The following is an 18778-nucleotide window of genomic DNA, read 5'->3' on the forward strand; positions in this document are numbered from 1 at the left end:
TAGGGGAGACTGAGGTAAGACCCAGGCATCTGTTATTAGGTGGGCAAGTTGGTCAGATTGGTGTAATGCCCTTGGAATAGCGTAATGTTCGCGAGCGCCGAGTTGACAGCAGATCCAGGATGAAAAATTTTCAGGCATTCACCCTCAAGCCTCCGTCTCATTAGGCTTATGAGCTTCTAGGCAAATAGAAAATTCTGGCCAATGAAGGAGCTTCGTCACTACAGGATCTACTAGAGGGGGCAAACCACGCAGAGGAAGGATGAAACTCCATCCCAACAAGGGATGAATCTTGGAAAAAAAGCGAAAAAAGAATGTAGTTTTTTGACTAAAAAATCCGCTGCAAAAAGAAATAGAATCCACGACAAAACCAGCTTCTTTGCATAAATTTATTAAACTTGCTTCAGTATATCCTTTTCTAACGTGCCATCCTGTTTCTACAGTAGGAAACGGCCCCTTATCCATTGCAGTGATTGGTTTATAGTCATAATTGGGAGTTGTGAGCAGAAGACGACCACCTGGTTTCAAACAGTTAGCAATATCTCTCATGAGTTTGCGATCGTCAAGAATGTGTTCAATCACCTCCAAAGAGATGGCAAGATCAAACTGTGCAATCAGGTCTTGTCGGCGATCGAGTTTGCGAACATCCAACACTTCAAAATTTGCAGACTTTGCCCCACAGAGCAAAGCACGCTGCTTAGCTACTGATTGATTTCTCTCGTCCCAACTCAAGCCCAAGGCTTCATAACCTAACAAAGCAGCACCAATCGTGAAGGCACCTGTACCACAACCTATATCAATAAGTTTATCAGAAGTAGAAGTTTGTGGTAACCGTTCTTTTAACCAAAGCCAGCGATCTAATACAAGTGTATCCCCATGAATAAGGGTTGCAGGAAAACCTAAGATTTTAACTAATGCAGATTTCATAAAATTCCACTCCATAAAAAATTGTGATACTTAGGACTGATTGCTGAAAAAAGCGTCCTTAGGTAAAATAGCCATGATTAGCACTAATATGCCAAACCATTTTAATCTAGAGAAGGACTTGGTTGAGCCACCGGTTCAGGACATGCTCGTATATGCCAAAGATCTTTCGCTTTGAGCAAGCAGGATTGAGGATGAGGCGAGTTCCCCGAAAAGGACCAGATAAGATGTTTAAGGGTACGGGTTTTTTACTCAGATAAGGGAAGGGATTCATAGCTTAGTTCTCAAAGTAGTAATGGTTGGTAGTTTATCGTATAGTGCAAGTCGTGCGATCGCTTCTTACTAAATCGGACTAGATTTCCAGCGACAATAGTGTACATTTCTATATTTTTTATAACCACAGAACTTATGCAACTATCGCACTTTTGTTAATCGTGACTCCTGGTAGCACGATTGAAATTGCAAATTGGGAGATTCACCAATCATACCCATCGGCATACCCATACTTGATAATTGCTTCTCCTGCAACCTCTTTGAATGCACGTTTGTGTTCCTCTAAAAAATGATTTTTCCAGTCACCAATTTGCCCTTTGCGAAATGTATTAGCCTTCTTGAAGAAAGCCTTACTTGCTATCTCATGAATTTGATTGTTTGAAAGCTCAATACCCAAGTGAGAGATGATTGCGCGGACTGTCTCCACCTGCTTTTCATCGTTACCGCCGCCAGCACTTCCAACTAAATCCTCAAAACGAACGGTGAGGCAGGTTGATTCATCTAACCAGGGTGCATAGGCTATGGCATGCTCACCTATAGATTTCCATCGGTTTCCATCTGGAGCTAGGTTCTTATCTACTCCAACAATGGTAGCCATGAGTCGCTCAGCATCCGAAGTTAACGAATTGAAGTAGGGAGATAAAGGATGACTCCGCAGCATATGGGTAATGTAATAGCTGTAGGAAACAGCGATATCTCTTGGATCGCGGATGATAAATAAGGTACGGATGTTGTGAGTATCTAAAATTTCAACCAGTTCCGGATGCCAGTATAAGTGTGCAGTACTATATTGACCATTGCGAATTCTGCCTAGATCCTGGTAAGGTATCTGCGATTCGGAAACAGCAATGTGATAGCTCCAACGAGGAACAATCAGGGGCAATAAATCTAAAACTCGGGTGAGTAGGTGAGTCCCCGACTTAAAAAAACTGTTAGCCAGAACTCTTGCTCCGAGACTAGTTGCTTTGAACTCAGAGACATTGAGAGGAAGTGGAAACTTTGCCAAATTAGATCGAATTCCCATTGACTTTGTCCTACAAAAAATTGCTCTGTATTACAGGGTAAAACTTTGATTCTGATTGTTTTGGAAGCATTAATAGGAAAAGACTTAATTTAATGGTAGCTCTTCCTGATCCCCAACAATTATAAATGCATATGTACGGAATAATTTAGCTTTTACTGGAATGATTATTCATAATAAAAAAGGGGAATAATTTAGGGTGTAAATTAGTTTTGAATTTCGCCTGCCAATCACTTTTGCAGGCACTCCCGCCACGATGCTGTAAGGTTCTACATCTTTCGTGACTACAGAACCTGCACCCACTACCGCACCCTCACCAATCGTGACTCCTGGTAGTACAACCGCTCGGTAAGCAATCCAAACGCGATCGCCAATAATTACATCTCCACCTTTATCACTAAATTCCGGTGACTGGGGATCGTGTCCCAGTGTTAAAATTGTCGCTTCTGGACCAATGGAGACATCAGAACCTGTGCGAATCTCGTAATGGCGACCATCAAACAAACAACCGAAATTAATTACATTGCGATCGCCTAGATGCACTTTTCTCCCATTCAGAAATCGACATCCCATTTGCACAGATGTTCCCGCACCCACTTCTGGCAAGTACGCTTTGAGATAGGCCATGCGGATTTTGCGCAATGGGAAGTTTCCAATCAGGTGATTGTAGATATAACTCAGAATACTGCCAGCAACGATCCTAAAACTCATATTTTTAGAGTATTTAATAGACCTTTAAAAATTCTCAAAATAGTTCCAAGAACATTCTGTATCAGAAGTTTTTTGCAAAACTAGTAAATTACAAAAATTATTAGGCCAATCATACCAATAGGGCTTACCCTTGATGAAGGCTGCTGCCATATATTTTGCTTTGCGATATAGACTAGGCTGTAATTCTGGAGTCATAATCAATTGATATTTATCTTTATATTGTTTGTTTATAAACTTATATATTTTCTTCACAGAAGGCAATAAAAAATCGTGGAAAACCAAGAATCCACCTACTTTAATTATTTGATCCGCATAGAAAAAATCGATAAATTTATAGCCAAAAGTATACATTCCATCAATAAAAGCAAAGTCAAATTTTTCATTTTTGCTCAATAGTTTTGGAGCTTCTAGGTGTGTTGGTCCTTCCAACAAAGTAAATCGGGACAATAAGTCATATTCTTGCAAAACCGTTAACGCCACACCTTGATGATCTGTAAATTGGCAAGGGTCAATTCCATAGTGATGACCATTATTTGATGCGATCTCTTGTGTAATAGCCAAGGTGCTAATGCCATTGGCAACTCGAGTCTCAAAACTCCTTTGGCAATTATGCTTCAAAATAATTTCGGCTAAAGTCCGAGCTTCCATTCTACTGACGGCACCAAGAATATCGCGTCTATTTTTGCCAACTTCTCCAACCTATCCACGGTCAATTACAGTATCCGTAAAGAGTTCAAATTTTTTAGAAAACTGAGTATCCAAGACTTGATTAAACATCATTGTAACTCTCTTTAAGTGATGATTGTTCAAATTCCTGCTAAACAATGGCTTACCAACTTTGCATTCAGTGCCCAGGAGTTTTCCTCAAAATACCTCTCCCATTGAGGACTGGGGAGATTTTCTGACCACCTTCTAATTCCATTCACAATAGAATCTAGATCATCCGGTTCAACCCAAATTCCAAGTTCATACTTTTGGACAACAGAGCGCAGAGAGCTTTCACCAGCTGAGGCAAGGCAAGGTTTACGGTAACCAGCTGCTGTATTCAAAACACCGCTGGCAGAGTGAAACGTTTTGCTGTAGGTTATGAGTGTAATATCGGCAGCTTCAAACAAATTGGCAATTTCTGTATCTGGAATAAATCGAACTTCCCACCGACAGCGATCTGCAACGCCTAAAGTTTTGGCTAAATTCTGATAAAAAGCGGCTGGTTTCTGACCTAATGATTGTTCTTTTCCTGCAACAATCAGGTATAAATCCTGAAAGTTAACCATGGCTTGAATGACAAGGTCAAGATTCTTATTATCGCGAATATGTCCAAACGCAAGCATTACTTTAGCATCAAGGGGCAGATTAAGCTGGATTCGCATTTCTTCCCTTGATTTACTAGCACTAGGAAACTGATGCGTTCCATGGGGAATCACTGTAGTTCGGAGTTGAGGTATAGGTTGCACAGTATCCAGTTCGATAGCTTCATGGACAAAGGCTTCGCGTAAGAAGGAATAAGCACACGCGATTGACCAGCGATGCCACCAGCAAGGGCCAACTACAAAATTGCGAACCGGGTCATGCACGATTGCACCAAAGACCACCTCTTTCTTGGCAAGCTGCCTCAAGCGACCAGACCACAGAGGTGCTAGATACTCCACATAACTGAGTAAAACGTGCTGAAAATTCTTTTCCTCAACAAAATTTGCCAATTTAGCATAATTTGCCAGTGTAATAGAGATATAATGTGCTGCTTTGAATAGTTTATTCGGTAATGGCTTATCCGGCTTTATGTCTTCCAGAATTGGCACAATCTGATACTTTTTTGTCCTGTCAGTTGGATATTTTGGAGTGCAAAGAAAAGTAACATTTATTCCGAGTTCTGCCAAGGCATTCGCCTGTTCGTGGGCATAATCGGCAATCCCACCATAACTAGCTGGTGAATAGTAGAGAAGTTTCATGTGTTATTCATCAACCTATCTGGATTTTTAAGCTACGCAGCCGTTTTCGGCATTCCCGGCAGTGCCTAAATCCGTACAAAAATCTCTCCCAATACCCAACTATGCTCCAAAACTTAATCAAGTATTCAAGCACTAAAATCTGGAACCATCCATCTGAATAACCGCAGGAGTTCAAGCGCTTAATAGCTGGAAATAATCGAATGACTCGTAAACCTGCACTGATAAAAAATCCGCTCAGAAACAGTAAACCTATCCAAATCGGTGAGGCAAAAAGTAGCCAGACTAAACCAGTAAGCAGGAGTAAAAGTTCTAGGAATAGCCTTCCCCCCACTAGAAGTCCGTGCTTTAACCAAATTCCTGCCTCAGCAGCACCGCGAAAGTTGCGGCGGGCTTCTTTGCAAAGAGCTTTCAGAGTCACAGGACGCTCCCAATAACAACGAGGGATGGGAGTACAACCAACACGGTCAGTGATCTGATGTAGTAGCAGGGCGAATACCATGTCATCGCCTGCTAACGTTAAATCTTCTGGATACCCACCAATTTTTTCCCACAAGGATTTGCGATAGGCGATCGCTCGTGAGGAAGCGTGAGACTTTGGATTAGCAATTAATTTCGGGCCATCGTGCAAGGCATACTCAACCTTTGCCCAATCACTCTTCAAGTCTTCCCAACGAACTTGCCAACTCCCCATCACGGCTTTCAGTTGCCTATCCTCTAACAGAGGTCTGGCTAGTTCTTCCAACCACTGGGGTTCCCAATAGCAACCGATGTCTGTAGAAACAATAATGTCGTGTTTGGCGTGGGCGATCGCTAAATTACGACCCCGTGCTACATTACAGCCCACATCCTGAATAACCCGCAGTGAGTAAGGTTGATTCGGTTGGTAGTTCTGGAGAAACTCCCAAGAGCCATCTGTTGAACCACCATCGACAATGACAATTTCATCAGGCAGATGGGTCTGGGCTTCCATCTGAGTAAAGAAAGCCGCGCATCCTTGCCGATCGTTCAATACCGTAGTAACTAGGGAAACCGTCAGTTTAGCTGGCGACATACTTCTACCCACAGCCTCATATTTTGAGCGACTTTTTTGAAATAATCTCTCAGGGAATCATCCCAGAGAAATCCCTGCTGCTTGACTGACCATGCTTCAAGTCGTTCGGCAAATTCGACAGTTGCCTCACTATAGGTTTTAGCGGGAGATAATGGCGTTTCCAGGAGAGGCAACATATCGTCAATGACGACCATACCTGCCAATTCGTTCCAGAGGTCTTTGTAGAGATTGTGAGGAGAACGGCGATGCTCAACCACAGGGGAACCCACTTTAATTCGATGCCCCACGGCTTGGGCACACTTTTGCACAAAGAAACCGCTGAAGATGTCGCCAAAACGATCCAGTTTCATACCCCCAACTGGATGCCCCATTTTGACGTAGTAATAAGCGGGTATGGCATCTCGAATCAGCCCCGTGTTTTGGGTATTAATTGGCATCAAAGTGCTGGAAGCTAAGAGGTAATCGGTGGTAAAGTTTTCCTTGGCAGCACAGCGAGTGACCAAGCGAGTGGCAGCATCAACATCTGGATCGCCCGACCAAAGTCCCGCATTGATGGCGACAAATCCCTCAGAAATTTCGGCATCGACTTGAGAACAGGCAGTGTGACGGCGCTGATAAGGAAAGCCTCTAGCATAAACCGTTTCTCCACTCCCCAAAGAAGGACATTGAACCTCCATCATAGAACATAAGTTGAACCAGCTATTATATCCAACTGCTGTGAGGCGAGAAACTTCTTTACCGACTGTAGAATGCCCTTTTAAGAAAGGCCAATTTTTGTGAGGATAGTTATCGTCATCAATCGCAATAATCACATCACAGCGATCGCGGTAAGCCATTAGAAAGCCTACATTGCGCCGATTATCAGACTTCCAAGGAATTTCGGCAGAAAGCTCGGGAAATGGTGCAAGGAAATCTTCCTGTTCTTCTTTGCCAAGATAAATCCACGGCAACCCCATTGCGCGGTAGCGCTCAACCCGCTCGCGGCAAGCTGGTGGAGTAGAAAGATCGCCGACAACATAGAAGCGGACGCAATCTAAATGTCCACGGTCTTTAAAATGGGAATAGTATTCGTCGAGAAATGCCCCATCATAAATGCTTGTAACGACAATTCCGTACACTCTATCTTGATTCATGGTTTGTTAAATTCCTTTAGCGTGAGGCAGATATATTTCCGAGACTAGAGTGAAGAGAGATAAGGCGTTGACTTAAACGAAGACCAAGAATCCCTCGGAGACGCAAAGAGAGAGTATTGATACCGCCAAGCTTTGCACATTCGCTAAACCATTTCTCTGCACGAGCAAACGCTTCCCGTTCGGTAGAGAAGTCCCTTCTGCTGCGAGCGATACGAGCAGCAGAAAGAAAACAACGCATCAACATCTCACACTGTCTTGCAGAGGGTCGTTCGCCACGAGACTTAAGAAAATTGACATTGTAGGAAGTGACTGCCTTCATCCCCTCTAGCCATTTAGCTGGATTATGGTAGTCGTCGCGACAAAGGGGAGTTTGCTTTCGATAAAGAGCGCCACGATTATTAGAGAAGGCGACCGAACACTTAGTCAACAGACAAAACCAGAAGGCAGTATCTTCGCTAAGAAACGAATCAAGTTCTTCAGACCAAAAATATTCTTCCGTTAAAGCGGAACGCCTAATCAGTGCGGCATGAACTGCCCAAGGAGCAAAGGCGATCGCCGAGTCTCGCAAAGCTTGCGGTGACTTGCCAAGACCTGAGGGATTTTTTAGAAAGCGTTGTGCGGGATTTTGTTCAGTAAATTCCTGCCAATAACCAACGATAATGTCTGCTTTCGGGTTTTGTCGAGCCACTTTAATTTGTTGTTCTAAATGATCGGGTTCGAGTAAATCATCAGCATCCAAGAATTGAATCCATTCACCCTGGCTATTAATTAATCCGTAATTACGGGCTGTTCCTGGTCCGCGCTTAGGGGAATGCAAGAGACGAATGCGCGAATCCTGAATTTGCTGAGCTTTTTCCCAGCTGCCGTCTGTAGAGCCATTATCCACTACTAGCATTTCCCAGTCCGAGTAGGTCTGGGAAAGTATCGACTGAATCGTGTCTGCAATATATGCAGCCTTGTTATAAAGCGGAGTAATGACAGAAACTGTTGGCATGAGAGAATTCCATCATAGCTACTTTTTGCGGAGCCACAGACTGCCACAATGGTGATAGGGGTCTTTCCACTTGCTTACTCCAGGCCAAATTTTAGCGGCTTCCTCCGGATAGTCTACCGACAGCAAATGATTGGCTAAGACGACCTCGAAGCTGTGATTGTAGGCCAGAAACGCCTCCAGCATATATTGCTCATTCCATGCCCTACGCTCCTCAATGAGCCATTTCGCTGGATAGTCGTAGGGGGAAAATATGTCATGAAAGTGAATCCAAACGCCACTAGGTATAGCTGGCAAAATTTCCAGAATTTCGCGACATACATCACTGCCAAATTTGACGGTGTGGGTCGAATCAATGAAAAGAATGTCACCAGCACCTAACTGTGCGAAAAAACTCAAATCAATATCTTCAACTTTTTCAGAGATTAGTTCCACATCAAGGTTTGGTTCTGTTAACCTTGGCTGAGGATAGGGTTCGATACAGATAATTTTGCCAGCTTTTCCTTCTTGCTGATTCATGGCGATCGCCAAAGCAGCGATCTGAGTCGAATATCCACAGCCGACTTCTATTACCTTCGATGGTTTTAGTTCTCTAAGAATCGAGTAGTAAACGGCAGCATCTAATTCAAAAAAAACTTCATTCAAAAAATCGAACTGTAAACTTTTAAATTTTTTCTCAGTTATTTGTTTGATTTCTCCGCTATAAGCAATCAATCTTTTAGCTAGATCTATTTGATATTCTATATTCCAATCTATACAAGTTAATAATCGTTTTTGAATAACATGTTTGCGAGTGATAACAGAAAAGTCAGGCAATGGTTCGTAATAGTGGAATTGACGAATGTAGTAACCCCACTTGTCTCCTAGTGTTGGGTTACTATGTAGTAACCAAAGAACTCTCTTCGCTAAGCGCACCGGCAATTTATTAAAAGTAGCTAGCAAGAATTGATCTATAGAAATACTAATTGTTTTAGGTAACATTTTTGAATAATTTAACACAGAAATAAGTTGTCTTCTCTAATTTTTGATTAGCTAATTGATAAAGGCTCTCAACAAAATGCCGTTGAATCTTTTCAGGGTTGAACATGCCTTGTGCCATTTCTAAAGCTTTATTTCCAAGACGCTTCTGCTCCTCGGGTTGATTTGCGAGTTCTTTGACCGCTTTCTTTAAGTCCTGTAGCAAGGGTGAAGTTACCACCAACACCGCTTGGTGCTTGCACCCCCAACGGACAGCGGAACAGTATTCTGGTCCCCAAATAATGATTGGTTTCTGAAACTTGCAGTACTCTACCAACTTTGAAGGAAAGCTTGTCTCTGCCCATCGGCGGTTGGATCCATCAAAAGGGATCGCAACCAGTAAAGCACTTGCAGCATTGAACTCTTGCCTGAGCCTGTCCCTTGAAATAAATCCACCATAAATGCCTTGCTCCTTGAGCGGTTGTAAAAAGGCATCTGACCAATCAGGCTGGGGGCCAAATAACTTCAACTGCAATCCTGTAACGCCTTGTAAAGAAGTACATAAGGCTTGAATTGTTTGTCCAGAGATGCCAGAAAGCCTTCCAGCATACACTAGCTTGAACTGTTTTCCAGTTGATAGTGTATGTGTTTCTGCTGCTGCAACTAATTGATCGGGAATGGGGTAAAGCAATTGTGCATTCGGGTGCGTTCCCAGCAACTGTCGCATTTCTTCACTCACACAGAAGGCAAGTTGGCTCTGCCGGTAGAGCTGCTTAAAGCGGTTTTCAAGAATTCTCCTTGCCCAAGAATGAACATAAGCGAGGTCAGGCCACCAATCGTGAAAGATACTCACCAAGGGGATATTAAACTCTCGCGCCATCCGCTGAGCTGCTATCCAGTATGTACCTTCAGCTACAGTCAAAATCAAATCAGGTTTATGCTTGGCGATCGATTTCCGCAGTTTATCGTAATTGAAAAATGGATGTAAGCACTGATGTACATCATTAACAAAACGTGAAAATCTAGTTTTTTGAAGCCGGATTATGAATCGATTGACTTGAATATCTAAAGGATCTTCATCCGAGGAAAAAGCATACTTGTCTGTGGCGATTATCAGATTTAATTCAGGAACTTGCGACAAATGGCGATAAAGGATTAGTTCGCCAGCAGTTGTATTTTGAGGAATTGCAGAAGAAATTAGCATAATCTTCAAATTACTCACCTTCCTTCCAAGGCTTCAATATGTTTCATGCCTAACAAAAATTAGAGGAGTGTACTACTAGGTTTAATAACCTGTGTTTTTTAGAATAGTTGGTTTCATTAATATCTATTCCCTTTGCTCAGCTAACTTTGATCGGCTCAAGATTAGCGTACCACTTCAGCAATCCAACCATTCATTTGTGGTGCAGCTAATCACAAGCTTAGCAAAGGCTGACAAGGTTATACACAATCTTTAATTATCGACTTTACTTTGTTTTTCGCCGATCGAGAGTAATTACTGAATTTCGCGTAAACTCTATATACTTGATTGAATTGTCTAAACCTTCGTAAATCTGTTTTAATTGCAGACTGTTGGCGATAAATTTGTTCTTCAAACAACTTTTTTGCATATTTGTAAAGTTCAATATCCAACCGATTGTATTCTTCTATTAAAATGATGTCTTGAACCGAAAATTCACTTTTAAAAAGACGATGTTTATTGACATTTTTACTTGTATAAAATGGAATTTTCCATCCCAAAATCTGCTTGAATAAAATCAAACTTTCGTCAAACTTTTCTGTGAGGCCAAAAGTCACAAAATATTTATCTAGGTTTTGCTTGGCACTGTCGAGCCATTCAGCAGGGCATTCCTCAAAAACGGCAAGTGGCTTTTGGACTAACTCTTCTCTTCCTGACAATATTCTAGTCTGACCGTTTGATAGTTGAGCTGATATTCTGCTTGAGAGTAAGTCTCTCAAGCTCATTCGGTTTTCTGTTACAATATTGTAGAGGTAATGACGAGGATTTTTGAGAATATAGTAGTAAAGAGAAATCACTCTTTCAACTGGATCTCTTAACATTGTTATATAGGTAAACTCCTGAGGTATAAACTCGTGCCACCCAAATTCCATATGTCCTTTAATGACTTTAAAATTTTCTTTATCGCTCTCACTCATCTTAATTAATTTATTCTTAGATTCTCGAATATTAACCGGGTTAGTTTGAAAAACTGATTCTGATTTATATTGACGAGTAATTATGTCGTTCAAGGTAGTTCCTGCTGCCTTTGGTATATGCAAAAAAAACAATGTTTTTTCTTGTTTGTAATTCATATGATCTCGTTAATATCCTAAATTTTAAATATTTTTTAGGGGGATTATTTAATTGCTTGAATATTCAGACTTACGGGGTAGTATTTACCATTAATTAAAATTTTACGATTAGACCAATCATCTAATGTAGTAAGTTCACAAGCTCCTGGTTGCCATTTTTCAACTTGCCTAAATCCAGTCTTTTTTAGAAGTGATTCTAGACTTGAGAAATTGAATAATATCATATTAAAATTGAACTTGTAGTTTTGACCTCCCATTAGTGGTAGAAGGATAGTATTAATATCATTCCCGTTTTCTTTGTAAATATCTAGTAACAAGTCAAAATCAGGGACAGAAAGACGTAGAATACCATCTTTCTTTAATACTCGTAACCACTCAGCTAGCACCTCAGAAACTTTGAGATGGGAGAAATGTTCTAAACAATGACAAGCATACACCAAATTTACGCTATTGTCTTTGAAAGGAGCTAGATTATCTATTGGACGTATATAGTGAATGTGTGGTGCAGGTAACCCATCAATGTTAATGAATTTTGGATGATTTACGGAACCACAACCTAAATGTAAATTAATTTCTTCGTTTGCCAACTTTGGAAATGGAGGTCGCATGAATTGTCTTTGAATCTTTCCGCAGGCAATTTTCGCTTCAATTTCGAATTTACGCCACTGACAACGATACCGATCTCGAAATGATGTAGGAAGAGTAGGCCAGCCAGTTTTCCCGGATGGCGGAGGAGGAAGGTGAGGAAGTAATCCAGAATGTGAGCAGGGTACTGTTGGTAGTATATTATTTTGTTTTTGCTTAAATTGCTGGATCATAAGTCAGGGGGCGTTGATTGGGGAAAAGTTAGCTTGAATTTGGCAGCAGCCGACGATATCGCTCTATATATTGACATGCCTGAAGTTCCCGGGGATATTCTGCAAGGGCGATCGCCCAACTCCATTACTGGATGACAACATTTTGTTATCTGAATCATATAAATGGCGATCGATCGCTATTTTTTCTAATCCTTAGTGATACAAATGTCGCGCTGCTTGCTCCAACCGACTCTGACGAATCAAAGGTTAACTCCCTGCTGTACTAACGCACTCTAGTTTTGCAACACCTGATGATATAACTCGACGTAGGCTTTTGCCTGTAGTTCCAGCGAGTATTCCTCTAGAGCGATCGCTCGACACTGTTGACCCATTCGCTCCCGCAGAGTTTCATCTTCTAATAGCTGAACAATACCATTACAGAAATCTTGGGCATCCTCCGGTAATGCTAAGTAGCCGGTAACGCCAGGTCGCACCAGATCCGGAACACCACCAACTTTGAAGGAAACTATTGGCGTACCACAGGCAATGCTCTCTTGCAGCACTAGTGGTAGATTATCGGCACGGGTCGGGAAAATAAATAAGTCAGCAGCAGAATAGGCAATTGCTTTTAGGCGATCGTTACTGATGTAGCCCAGATTGAGTGTAGCTATTCCAACTGCCTCAAAAATTGATTCACCGCCATCACCAAAGGTAAGCAGCACGGTTTCCGCTTTCAGGGATGCCGGTAAGCTAGAAAGCGCCTTCAGCAGCAGATCGCCACCCTTACGAGAATCTTTCAGACTCTCAGCTCCAAACATCAGAACATTTTTAGCAGTTGGTATATCAAGCAGGGAGCGGCACTGTTCTGGGTCGAGGGGTTCATAGATTTTCGTGTCGATACCATAAGGAATGTGATGAATGGGCAAGCAGTTTAGTATACTTTGTTTTGCTTGTTCAGTTAGCCAAATGCTGGGAGTGACGATAGTTAAGTTCGAGCGGCTATAGACCCAGTTTTTTAGTTTCCACTCTAGGCGGGTATTATCTCTATCAACAGATGGGTAGGTATCGAGGTAAGGACATTTACCACAGCCAATTTTCCAGCGATCGCAGTCATAGCTGTAGGCACAATGCCCAGTAAAACTCCACATATCATGGAGAGTCAAGATAGCAGGTTTACTTTCAGTTAGAGAGGGAATAGCCAGGTAGTTAAAGTAGCCAAAATGACCCGTATGGAGGTTATGAAGGTTGAGAACCTCTGCATCTTTGTAGAAGGGATGCTGGACAATCGCGAAGCTACTAACGATGTTGATATAGTTAAGGCCAAGACGTCTAGTGAAACGATAAAGTTGACGATCTAGGGAGCGCTCGCGGGGGAAAGCAGCCACCCGTTTGCTGCTGTTTTTGACTCTCCCTACTAACAAGCGCGAGTCAATGCCTAGATCCAGTAAGCCTTGATGCAGCCGATAGCCTGCGATCGCTGCTCCGCCAATAATATCAGATTGATTGATATGCAGAACATTCATATAGTTAATTTAATGGCTTCCATGAACAGTGAGTCGGGCTTGTAAACTGTGCCATCTGGTTCTGTATCGAGATTGAAACTAGTCCAGTTTGGTATGTAGCTCTCGGTAGCTGAGCGCTGAACGATATTTTCTAGACCGCATTTTTCTAAGAGAATCGATAATGAGTGACGGTCATACATCCACTGGTGTACTTCACCACTTTGGCGAAAGCGTCCAATTTGTAAGGCATTGTATTCATTGCCTAATAAGGTTTTGAGTAGAAACTCTCGGCGATAGTCCGGATTGCGGAGAAAGCGGTAAATCTGCTTCAATAAGCCCTTGGGTTGACTCTCGAACACAAGTGAAGACTGAGGTGTTTGTTGGTGTTGACGCCCAGCTTCTATCAAGTTTTTTGCTTCGATGCCATAGCGCTTTAGGACAAATTCTTCATTAGGTATATCTTCTTGCAAAAGATACGCCCCCATTTCTCCTCCAGAGTTGTTTCTCACTGTCTGATCGTACATTTCTAATAAAATCCACTCATAGTTAGCAGCCCATTCTTTAAAACCAGCATTCACTTTTTCAAGTGCTACTAAATAAATTTTAGCTATCTGCTCCAAATCCGGAACAACTACTCGCAATATACCTTGAGAACGCAAGACACGACAGCATTCACTGAGAAATGATTCAGCTGTGTTTTTAGTAAAGTGTTCTAATACATGGGAGTGATAGATGACATCAAATGAACTATCAGGAAAAGGAAGTCCTTGAGTCAGGTTGTGGGCAATAACACCCTCGCCAGTTGAAGTAAAATCAACGTTAGTCCAGTCGGAATGGAAACGGCGACCACAACCGAGGTTAAGATATTTCATCAGACCTTACAAAATTTCACATACAAGCTCTGACCATTCAAAAGCTTTCTCAAACCAAGACTAAGACATTTTTGATAGAAAGGAAGAGTGTGGCGATTGAAAAGTAACTTACCTAAAGGAGAAGCCGAACGGAAATGACTACTATAAGCACCTATATAGCTTGATACATGATAGGGAGCTAGTGGCTCATAAATAACTTTTTCTAGCTTGATAGGGAATAATTTCTCAAGTGCTTTGAAAGACTCCTTAGACCACAAAAGCATATGGTGTGGAGGCATATCTAGCAAGTTGTCTTGATATTTTAGGAAGCTTTCTGAATTTGGAACGCAATAAATTAGCTTTCCTCCTGGCTTTAACATTTGAATTGACCAGCCAATAAACTCCTTGGAATTAGGTACATGTTCAAGTACCTGAAAGCTGCATACACCATCCAATAATTCCCAATATAATTGTGAAGCCTCTTTTAAATCAAGACGCTCTACCGGAAGATTTTTTTTCTGTGCAGCAGTAACAGCAGCTTCATTAAGTTCAATTCCTTTTATATTTAAACCAGCATCTATTACTGACTTCACAAAATGACCAGAACCAGCGCCTATTTCGATAATATTCTGACATTCTGATAAGTCTCGTAATGCGACTGTGTATTCCCACTTATCAGGCATGTAATACCAGTCAAAATTTTGTAGTTTTACGTAAATGTTGTCAGAAGCAGCAATATCAAACGGTGCAAAAAATTTTAACTGAGTCTCATTACATTGATAGAGATAAATATTCTGGTAATTATTAATTTCGTCAGTAATGTCTATCTGAAAGCTATCTTGCCAATTTTGAATTAGTTGCTCCGCTTCGATTGTCCTCAGCAGAGTCACATTATTAGAACCTGTTAAAGGACTCATGAACATAAGTTTTCGTTAACTTCTATTATTTAACTTACCTTTTATCCAAAATGCCTGAGTACTTCCTACTCTTTCCAGCAGTGGTTTCTCATTATTTCTAATACAAAAATCATAGAATGCTTCTCTGCAACCCTCCCAATATCCAAAATCATCAAGGACTATACACCCACCTTCAGGTATTAACTGATAAAATGTATCTAAAACTAAAGTTACGGAATTATACCAATCGGCATCACAGTGTAGGAGTGCAACTTTTTTGGGCAGCTGCTCACGAAAAGTTTGCTCAAACCATCCTTTCTTAATAGTGTAATACTCCTTACTAGTAGAGAATAATTTCATTGCTTCTCTAACATCTTCAACTGAGCCAACACATTCTCCAATCCATTTTTTAGCTTCTTCACCATCTTTATCTGTAGTACTTGGCATACCCTCAAAGCTGTCATACAACCATAAATGTCTATTTTTTCCCATATACTTTGACAGGACAGCAGCAGTTCCTCCCTTGTAAGTTCCACACTCTACAAAGTCACCTTCTACTGACTTAAAATTCACAAAATTAGCAAGATTGATTAAATTCTCTATTCTATCTGGACTAGACATTGTATAAGGCTTTGCTTTCCTTATAATAGCTCCACTTTGATTGGTTGGGAGTTTACTTTGTAGCTTAGGTTTTAATATTTCTCTTTTGAGCCAGTTTAATGTTGGCATTTTAGTTCCTTGTTGCTCAGTGTAAGGTTTTCTGGATTCGTCTATGTAATTGTTGGGCTCGAACATCAAAAGTGTGACTTCGTAAAGTCCTGCACTGTCCTGCTGTAGCAATCTTGCGTCGCTCATCATCATGAGCTAAAAGGTAACGAAATTTCTCAATAGCTTCTTCTGCACTGCGGTAAGTGACCACTTCAACATCTGGTTCAAATACTTCATGCAAGTTTTGTTTCCAGTCCGTCAAAAGACAGGTTCCAACCCCTGTTGCTTCATAAAGTCGCATATTGGAAGCATACTGAGCTGAGGTATCAATATGAGTATTTAAAGTTATCTGTGACTCACGGAGTTTTTTGTACATAGAGAGACTAAATAGAGCTGGATAAGAACGCGCAGCAATAGCAGTATCAACATACTGAGATAAGTCTGGACGATACTCTAGCTTTGCATAGTTCCTAATTTTGGGAAGGGTAGTGACTAAAGATTGACCTCCTGGAACGGATTTAGCAGCTTTAACTATGTCATACACTTTTTGCTTCAGGGGCAAAAGTTGCAGTTCTTGAGTTGAAGGTTGGCGGAGATCTGACCAGATTTGTAACTCAGTTTCTTGAACTAGTTTTTTTAAGAGCTGTTCCCGTTGGTTATGAAAGCCTGAACCTTTATTAACAGAGCCAACAAAGGAAAAAGTAGTTAGTTGTGTTGAATTTTGGTTGAGTTTATCTAGTATTCTTGGTTCAAAAGCATGACGCATGTATTCACACTGATGACCGTTTTCTCGAAAGTGCGATATAAGATTAGGGATATTCGACAGTACTAAGTCGTATGCCTTGAAAACGCTGGCATCTGAGTAGGGAGCGCCACACCATCCCATCACCAATTGGATTGAGGGACACTCGCTGCGGAGATGATGAAAAAACTCAGCACTATAGGTTGAGTAATCATTAGCAAAAATAATATCAGGTTGAAAGTGCTTGACTTGAGCAGTGATAATATCAGTCAACCAGTTTTTTTCGTCGTAACTTACTCCTTTTTCTCTTGCCCAAGCCTTCTGCATCGGTTCTGCATTGCCAACGGGTTCCCAAACCTCGTACCCTAGTTTGCCAAACGCATGAGTCCAGAAATCTGCCCATCCATAGCAATCTGCCATTAGGGCTTCGTACTGCATGTCATAGCTTTTCTCTTTCAGTTCAGGGCGTTTAGCGTAGAACTGTTTTAAGTAGGAGGGATAGTTAGTAGTGATACGAATTATGCGCATTGCTTATCAAAGTTTACGTTTTTTATACAAAACATCATGATGAGATAATTCTGCAACTGGCTCATAGAGTGGTTTCAGGAATGCATCTATTTCATCTTTATAACGCGCCTCTATCAGCATCCAAGTTGGTTGATACTTTTCAAAATCAATACCTTTAAGAACACTAAGCTCAAAGCCTTCTACATCCAAGGATAAAAAATCAATATTCTGAATTGAATGCTTGCTAAGAATTGTAGTAAGTGTATTTGCTGGTACCTTTATATTGTAAGATGTCACTTGTTGAATCTCGCAACCTTTTTTAAGGTGCTTCAGTTCTTCTTCTTGAGACTTCATAGCACCTTTAACAACGGACATAAGATTACAGAAATTCATCTCTATGTAACTTTCATTAAAGTCAAAAGGTACTAATGCACAATTCTCAACAATACACCTTGGTCTATTAATTCTACATTTTTCAGCTAGCTCAGGAATTGCCTCAATCAGCAGTCCTTTCCAGTTTTTGTACTTCTCAAAATATAAGGTGTTGCTCTGACTGATTCCATCATTTGCACCAGCCTCGATAAAAAAACCACGCCTTAATTTTAAGTATGAGTCTAATTTAAAATCGAGTTGTTTAAGAGCAAATGACTTTTTGGTAGTAATTGATTGAAATTTTCTCAAGAGTTTATTCATGTTAATTTACTAACAGTATTTTACGGTTATAGGTCAACTTTTTGCCAAACACAGGTTTGCCAAAAATAATGATTATATGGTCCCGCTCCATAAAAATTATGTTTTATCCAGTTGCCATTATTTAGAGAAGCATGAATGTAATTATAGTTGCTTCTTTCAGCATTATCCAATACTAATAGACCTGATTTTTTGACCTTATTTACAGCATGTTTAAAGCAGGAGCATCTAGCTCTACCATCTATCACGACCAAGTCAAAATACTGATTAGGATATTGCTCTATGCTTTCTGCATAATCTTTAAAAGAGTAACAAGATAATGTATTTACACTAGAAAGATAGTTGTTGGGATCTAATTCTTTTTCACCCAACAATGATCGATCTGGCACAGCTTTTATTAAATGAATATGCCAATTATTATAGTCATGATTTTTTAGTTCTTTGGTGATTTTTTCGCTCCAATTTTTGTCATGTTCTACAGAGATCACTTCTTTAACTCGCTTAGCAAAAAATAGTGTAGAACCACCAGAACCATATTCGTACACTTTCATGTCTGCTGTGAGAAACTTCTCAAGAAATTCAATAGCAGTGAAGGTCATCCAAGGTCGCTCATCAGTTATAGAACTTGATTTCTCATTCAAGCTACGCCGCCAAGCGGGGTAAAACTTTATTAGAGTCCAAATATTAAAATTTTGGGGGTATTCTCTTCTGAACTTGTTAACTTCTTTAAAGTAAATTCTAAGTGTTTTTAAATCCATAAAACTA

General features: G+C 40.8%; 19 protein-coding genes. All 19 read right to left on the reverse strand.

Translation table 11 applies throughout. The annotated features are described in order from the left end of the window. Positions 1 to 144: 144 nt before the first annotated feature. The 19 genes from HCG48_RS19430 to HCG48_RS19520 all read right to left on the reverse strand — a co-directional run bounded on the left by HCG48_RS19430 (position 145) and on the right by HCG48_RS19520 (position 18771). Complete coding sequence (locus HCG48_RS19430) at positions 145 to 924, reverse strand: class I SAM-dependent methyltransferase (RefSeq protein WP_168570636.1); 780 nt, start codon at positions 922 to 924, stop codon at positions 145 to 147. A gap of 472 nt (positions 925 to 1396) precedes the next feature. Next, the gene (locus tag HCG48_RS19435; RefSeq protein ID WP_168570637.1) at positions 1397 to 2218 is read right to left on the reverse strand and encodes a sulfotransferase domain-containing protein; all 822 of its coding nucleotides are present in this window, start codon (positions 2216 to 2218) and stop codon (positions 1397 to 1399) included. Positions 2219 to 2386: 168 nt separating this feature from the next. Next, positions 2387 to 2926, reverse strand: a complete 540-nt coding sequence (locus HCG48_RS19440) for an acyltransferase (protein ID WP_168570638.1) — start codon at positions 2924 to 2926, stop codon at positions 2387 to 2389. Between the two features lie 24 nt (positions 2927 to 2950). Beyond that, a complete protein-coding gene (locus HCG48_RS19445; RefSeq protein WP_168570639.1) occupies positions 2951 to 3574 on the reverse strand; it encodes a class I SAM-dependent methyltransferase in 624 nt (207 codons plus the stop codon). Positions 3575 to 3732: 158 nt separating this feature from the next. Beyond that, positions 3733 to 4875, reverse strand: a complete 1143-nt coding sequence (locus HCG48_RS19450) for a glycosyltransferase family 4 protein (protein WP_168570640.1) — start codon at positions 4873 to 4875, stop codon at positions 3733 to 3735. Between the two features lie 10 nt (positions 4876 to 4885). Next, positions 4886 to 5926 carry a glycosyltransferase gene (locus HCG48_RS19455; RefSeq protein WP_168570641.1) on the reverse strand — a complete coding sequence of 347 codons (1041 nt, stop codon included), beginning with the start codon at positions 5924 to 5926 and terminating at the stop codon, positions 4886 to 4888. After that, positions 5908 to 7059 carry a hypothetical protein gene (locus tag HCG48_RS19460; protein WP_168570642.1) on the reverse strand — a complete coding sequence of 384 codons (1152 nt, stop codon included), beginning with the start codon at positions 7057 to 7059 and terminating at the stop codon, positions 5908 to 5910. Before HCG48_RS19460 ends, HCG48_RS19455 begins: the two co-directional genes overlap by 19 nt. 16 nt (positions 7060 to 7075) lie before the next feature. Beyond that, a complete protein-coding gene (locus HCG48_RS19465; protein WP_168570643.1) occupies positions 7076 to 8053 on the reverse strand; it encodes a glycosyltransferase family 2 protein in 978 nt (325 codons plus the stop codon). An 18-nt stretch (positions 8054 to 8071) separates the two neighbouring features. After that, positions 8072 to 9031 carry a class I SAM-dependent methyltransferase gene (locus HCG48_RS19470; protein WP_168570644.1) on the reverse strand — a complete coding sequence of 320 codons (960 nt, stop codon included), beginning with the start codon at positions 9029 to 9031 and terminating at the stop codon, positions 8072 to 8074. Beyond that, positions 9021 to 10211, reverse strand: coding sequence for a glycosyltransferase family 4 protein (locus HCG48_RS19475; protein ID WP_246259644.1), 1191 nt, complete (start codon positions 10209 to 10211; stop codon positions 9021 to 9023). Before HCG48_RS19475 ends, HCG48_RS19470 begins: the two co-directional genes overlap by 11 nt. Positions 10212 to 10447: 236 nt before the next feature. Continuing rightward, positions 10448 to 11320 carry a sulfotransferase family 2 domain-containing protein gene (locus tag HCG48_RS19480; protein WP_168570646.1) on the reverse strand — a complete coding sequence of 291 codons (873 nt, stop codon included), beginning with the start codon at positions 11318 to 11320 and terminating at the stop codon, positions 10448 to 10450. Positions 11321 to 11364: 44 nt separating this feature from the next. After that, positions 11365 to 12138: a class I SAM-dependent methyltransferase gene (locus HCG48_RS19485; protein WP_168570647.1), complete on the reverse strand. Its 774-nt coding sequence runs from the start codon at positions 12136 to 12138 to the stop codon at positions 11365 to 11367. A 272-nt stretch (positions 12139 to 12410) separates the two neighbouring features. Continuing rightward, positions 12411 to 13640, reverse strand: a complete 1230-nt coding sequence (locus HCG48_RS19490) for a glycosyltransferase family 4 protein (protein WP_168570648.1) — start codon at positions 13638 to 13640, stop codon at positions 12411 to 12413. Further along, positions 13637 to 14491: a class I SAM-dependent methyltransferase gene (locus tag HCG48_RS19495; protein ID WP_168570649.1), complete on the reverse strand. Its 855-nt coding sequence runs from the start codon at positions 14489 to 14491 to the stop codon at positions 13637 to 13639. Before HCG48_RS19495 ends, HCG48_RS19490 begins: the two co-directional genes overlap by 4 nt. Continuing rightward, positions 14491 to 15393: a class I SAM-dependent methyltransferase gene (locus HCG48_RS19500; RefSeq protein WP_168570650.1), complete on the reverse strand. Its 903-nt coding sequence runs from the start codon at positions 15391 to 15393 to the stop codon at positions 14491 to 14493. The genes HCG48_RS19495 and HCG48_RS19500 overlap by 1 nt, the downstream gene beginning before the upstream one ends. 9 nt (positions 15394 to 15402) lie before the next feature. Continuing rightward, on the reverse strand, positions 15403 to 16095 hold the full coding sequence (locus tag HCG48_RS19505; protein WP_168570651.1) for a TylF/MycF/NovP-related O-methyltransferase: 693 nt from the start codon (positions 16093 to 16095) through the stop codon (positions 15403 to 15405). A gap of 16 nt (positions 16096 to 16111) precedes the next feature. Next, a complete protein-coding gene (locus HCG48_RS19510) occupies positions 16112 to 17344 on the reverse strand; it encodes a CgeB family protein (protein ID WP_168570652.1) in 1233 nt (410 codons plus the stop codon). A gap of 6 nt (positions 17345 to 17350) precedes the next feature. Continuing rightward, positions 17351 to 18016 carry an FkbM family methyltransferase gene (locus HCG48_RS19515; protein WP_168570653.1) on the reverse strand — a complete coding sequence of 222 codons (666 nt, stop codon included), beginning with the start codon at positions 18014 to 18016 and terminating at the stop codon, positions 17351 to 17353. A 26-nt stretch (positions 18017 to 18042) separates the two neighbouring features. Then, complete coding sequence (locus tag HCG48_RS19520) at positions 18043 to 18771, reverse strand: O-methyltransferase (protein ID WP_168570654.1); 729 nt, start codon at positions 18769 to 18771, stop codon at positions 18043 to 18045. Between the last annotated feature and the right edge of the window lie 7 nt (positions 18772 to 18778).

Source organism: Oxynema aestuarii AP17 (assembly GCF_012295525.1).
GTDB classification, from domain to species: Bacteria; Cyanobacteriota; Cyanobacteriia; order Cyanobacteriales; family Laspinemataceae; genus Oxynema; species Oxynema aestuarii.

What these genes read in the sequence shown, in the direction of transcription:
- HCG48_RS19435 (WP_168570637.1), bottom strand. Translation starts at nt 2,218, where the DNA reads ATGGGAATTCGATCTAATTTGGCAAAGTTTCCACTTCCTCTCAATGTC.
- HCG48_RS19440 (WP_168570638.1), bottom strand. Translation starts at nt 2,926, where the DNA reads ATGAGTTTTAGGATCGTTGCTGGCAGTATTCTGAGTTATATCTACAAT.
- HCG48_RS19475 (WP_246259644.1), bottom strand. Translation starts at nt 10,211, where the DNA reads ATGCTAATTTCTTCTGCAATTCCTCAAAATACAACTGCTGGCGAACTA.
- HCG48_RS19495 (WP_168570649.1), bottom strand. Translation starts at nt 14,491, where the DNA reads ATGAAATATCTTAACCTCGGTTGTGGTCGCCGTTTCCATTCCGACTGG.
- HCG48_RS19490 (WP_168570648.1), bottom strand. Translation starts at nt 13,640, where the DNA reads ATGAATGTTCTGCATATCAATCAATCTGATATTATTGGCGGAGCAGCG.
- HCG48_RS19510 (WP_168570652.1), bottom strand. Translation starts at nt 17,344, where the DNA reads ATGCGCATAATTCGTATCACTACTAACTATCCCTCCTACTTAAAACAG.
- HCG48_RS19470 (WP_168570644.1), bottom strand. Translation starts at nt 9,031, where the DNA reads ATGTTACCTAAAACAATTAGTATTTCTATAGATCAATTCTTGCTAGCT.
- HCG48_RS19430 (WP_168570636.1), bottom strand. Translation starts at nt 924, where the DNA reads ATGAAATCTGCATTAGTTAAAATCTTAGGTTTTCCTGCAACCCTTATT.
- HCG48_RS19450 (WP_168570640.1), bottom strand. Translation starts at nt 4,875, where the DNA reads ATGAAACTTCTCTACTATTCACCAGCTAGTTATGGTGGGATTGCCGAT.
- HCG48_RS19480 (WP_168570646.1), bottom strand. Translation starts at nt 11,320, where the DNA reads ATGAATTACAAACAAGAAAAAACATTGTTTTTTTTGCATATACCAAAG.
- HCG48_RS19500 (WP_168570650.1), bottom strand. Translation starts at nt 15,393, where the DNA reads ATGTTCATGAGTCCTTTAACAGGTTCTAATAATGTGACTCTGCTGAGG.
- HCG48_RS19520 (WP_168570654.1), bottom strand. Translation starts at nt 18,771, where the DNA reads ATGGATTTAAAAACACTTAGAATTTACTTTAAAGAAGTTAACAAGTTC.
- HCG48_RS19515 (WP_168570653.1), bottom strand. Translation starts at nt 18,016, where the DNA reads ATGAATAAACTCTTGAGAAAATTTCAATCAATTACTACCAAAAAGTCA.
- HCG48_RS19455 (WP_168570641.1), bottom strand. Translation starts at nt 5,926, where the DNA reads ATGTCGCCAGCTAAACTGACGGTTTCCCTAGTTACTACGGTATTGAAC.
- HCG48_RS19460 (WP_168570642.1), bottom strand. Translation starts at nt 7,059, where the DNA reads ATGAATCAAGATAGAGTGTACGGAATTGTCGTTACAAGCATTTATGAT.
- HCG48_RS19465 (WP_168570643.1), bottom strand. Translation starts at nt 8,053, where the DNA reads ATGCCAACAGTTTCTGTCATTACTCCGCTTTATAACAAGGCTGCATAT.
- HCG48_RS19445 (WP_168570639.1), bottom strand. Translation starts at nt 3,574, where the DNA reads ATGGAAGCTCGGACTTTAGCCGAAATTATTTTGAAGCATAATTGCCAA.
- HCG48_RS19505 (WP_168570651.1), bottom strand. Translation starts at nt 16,095, where the DNA reads ATGCCAACATTAAACTGGCTCAAAAGAGAAATATTAAAACCTAAGCTA.
- HCG48_RS19485 (WP_168570647.1), bottom strand. Translation starts at nt 12,138, where the DNA reads ATGATCCAGCAATTTAAGCAAAAACAAAATAATATACTACCAACAGTA.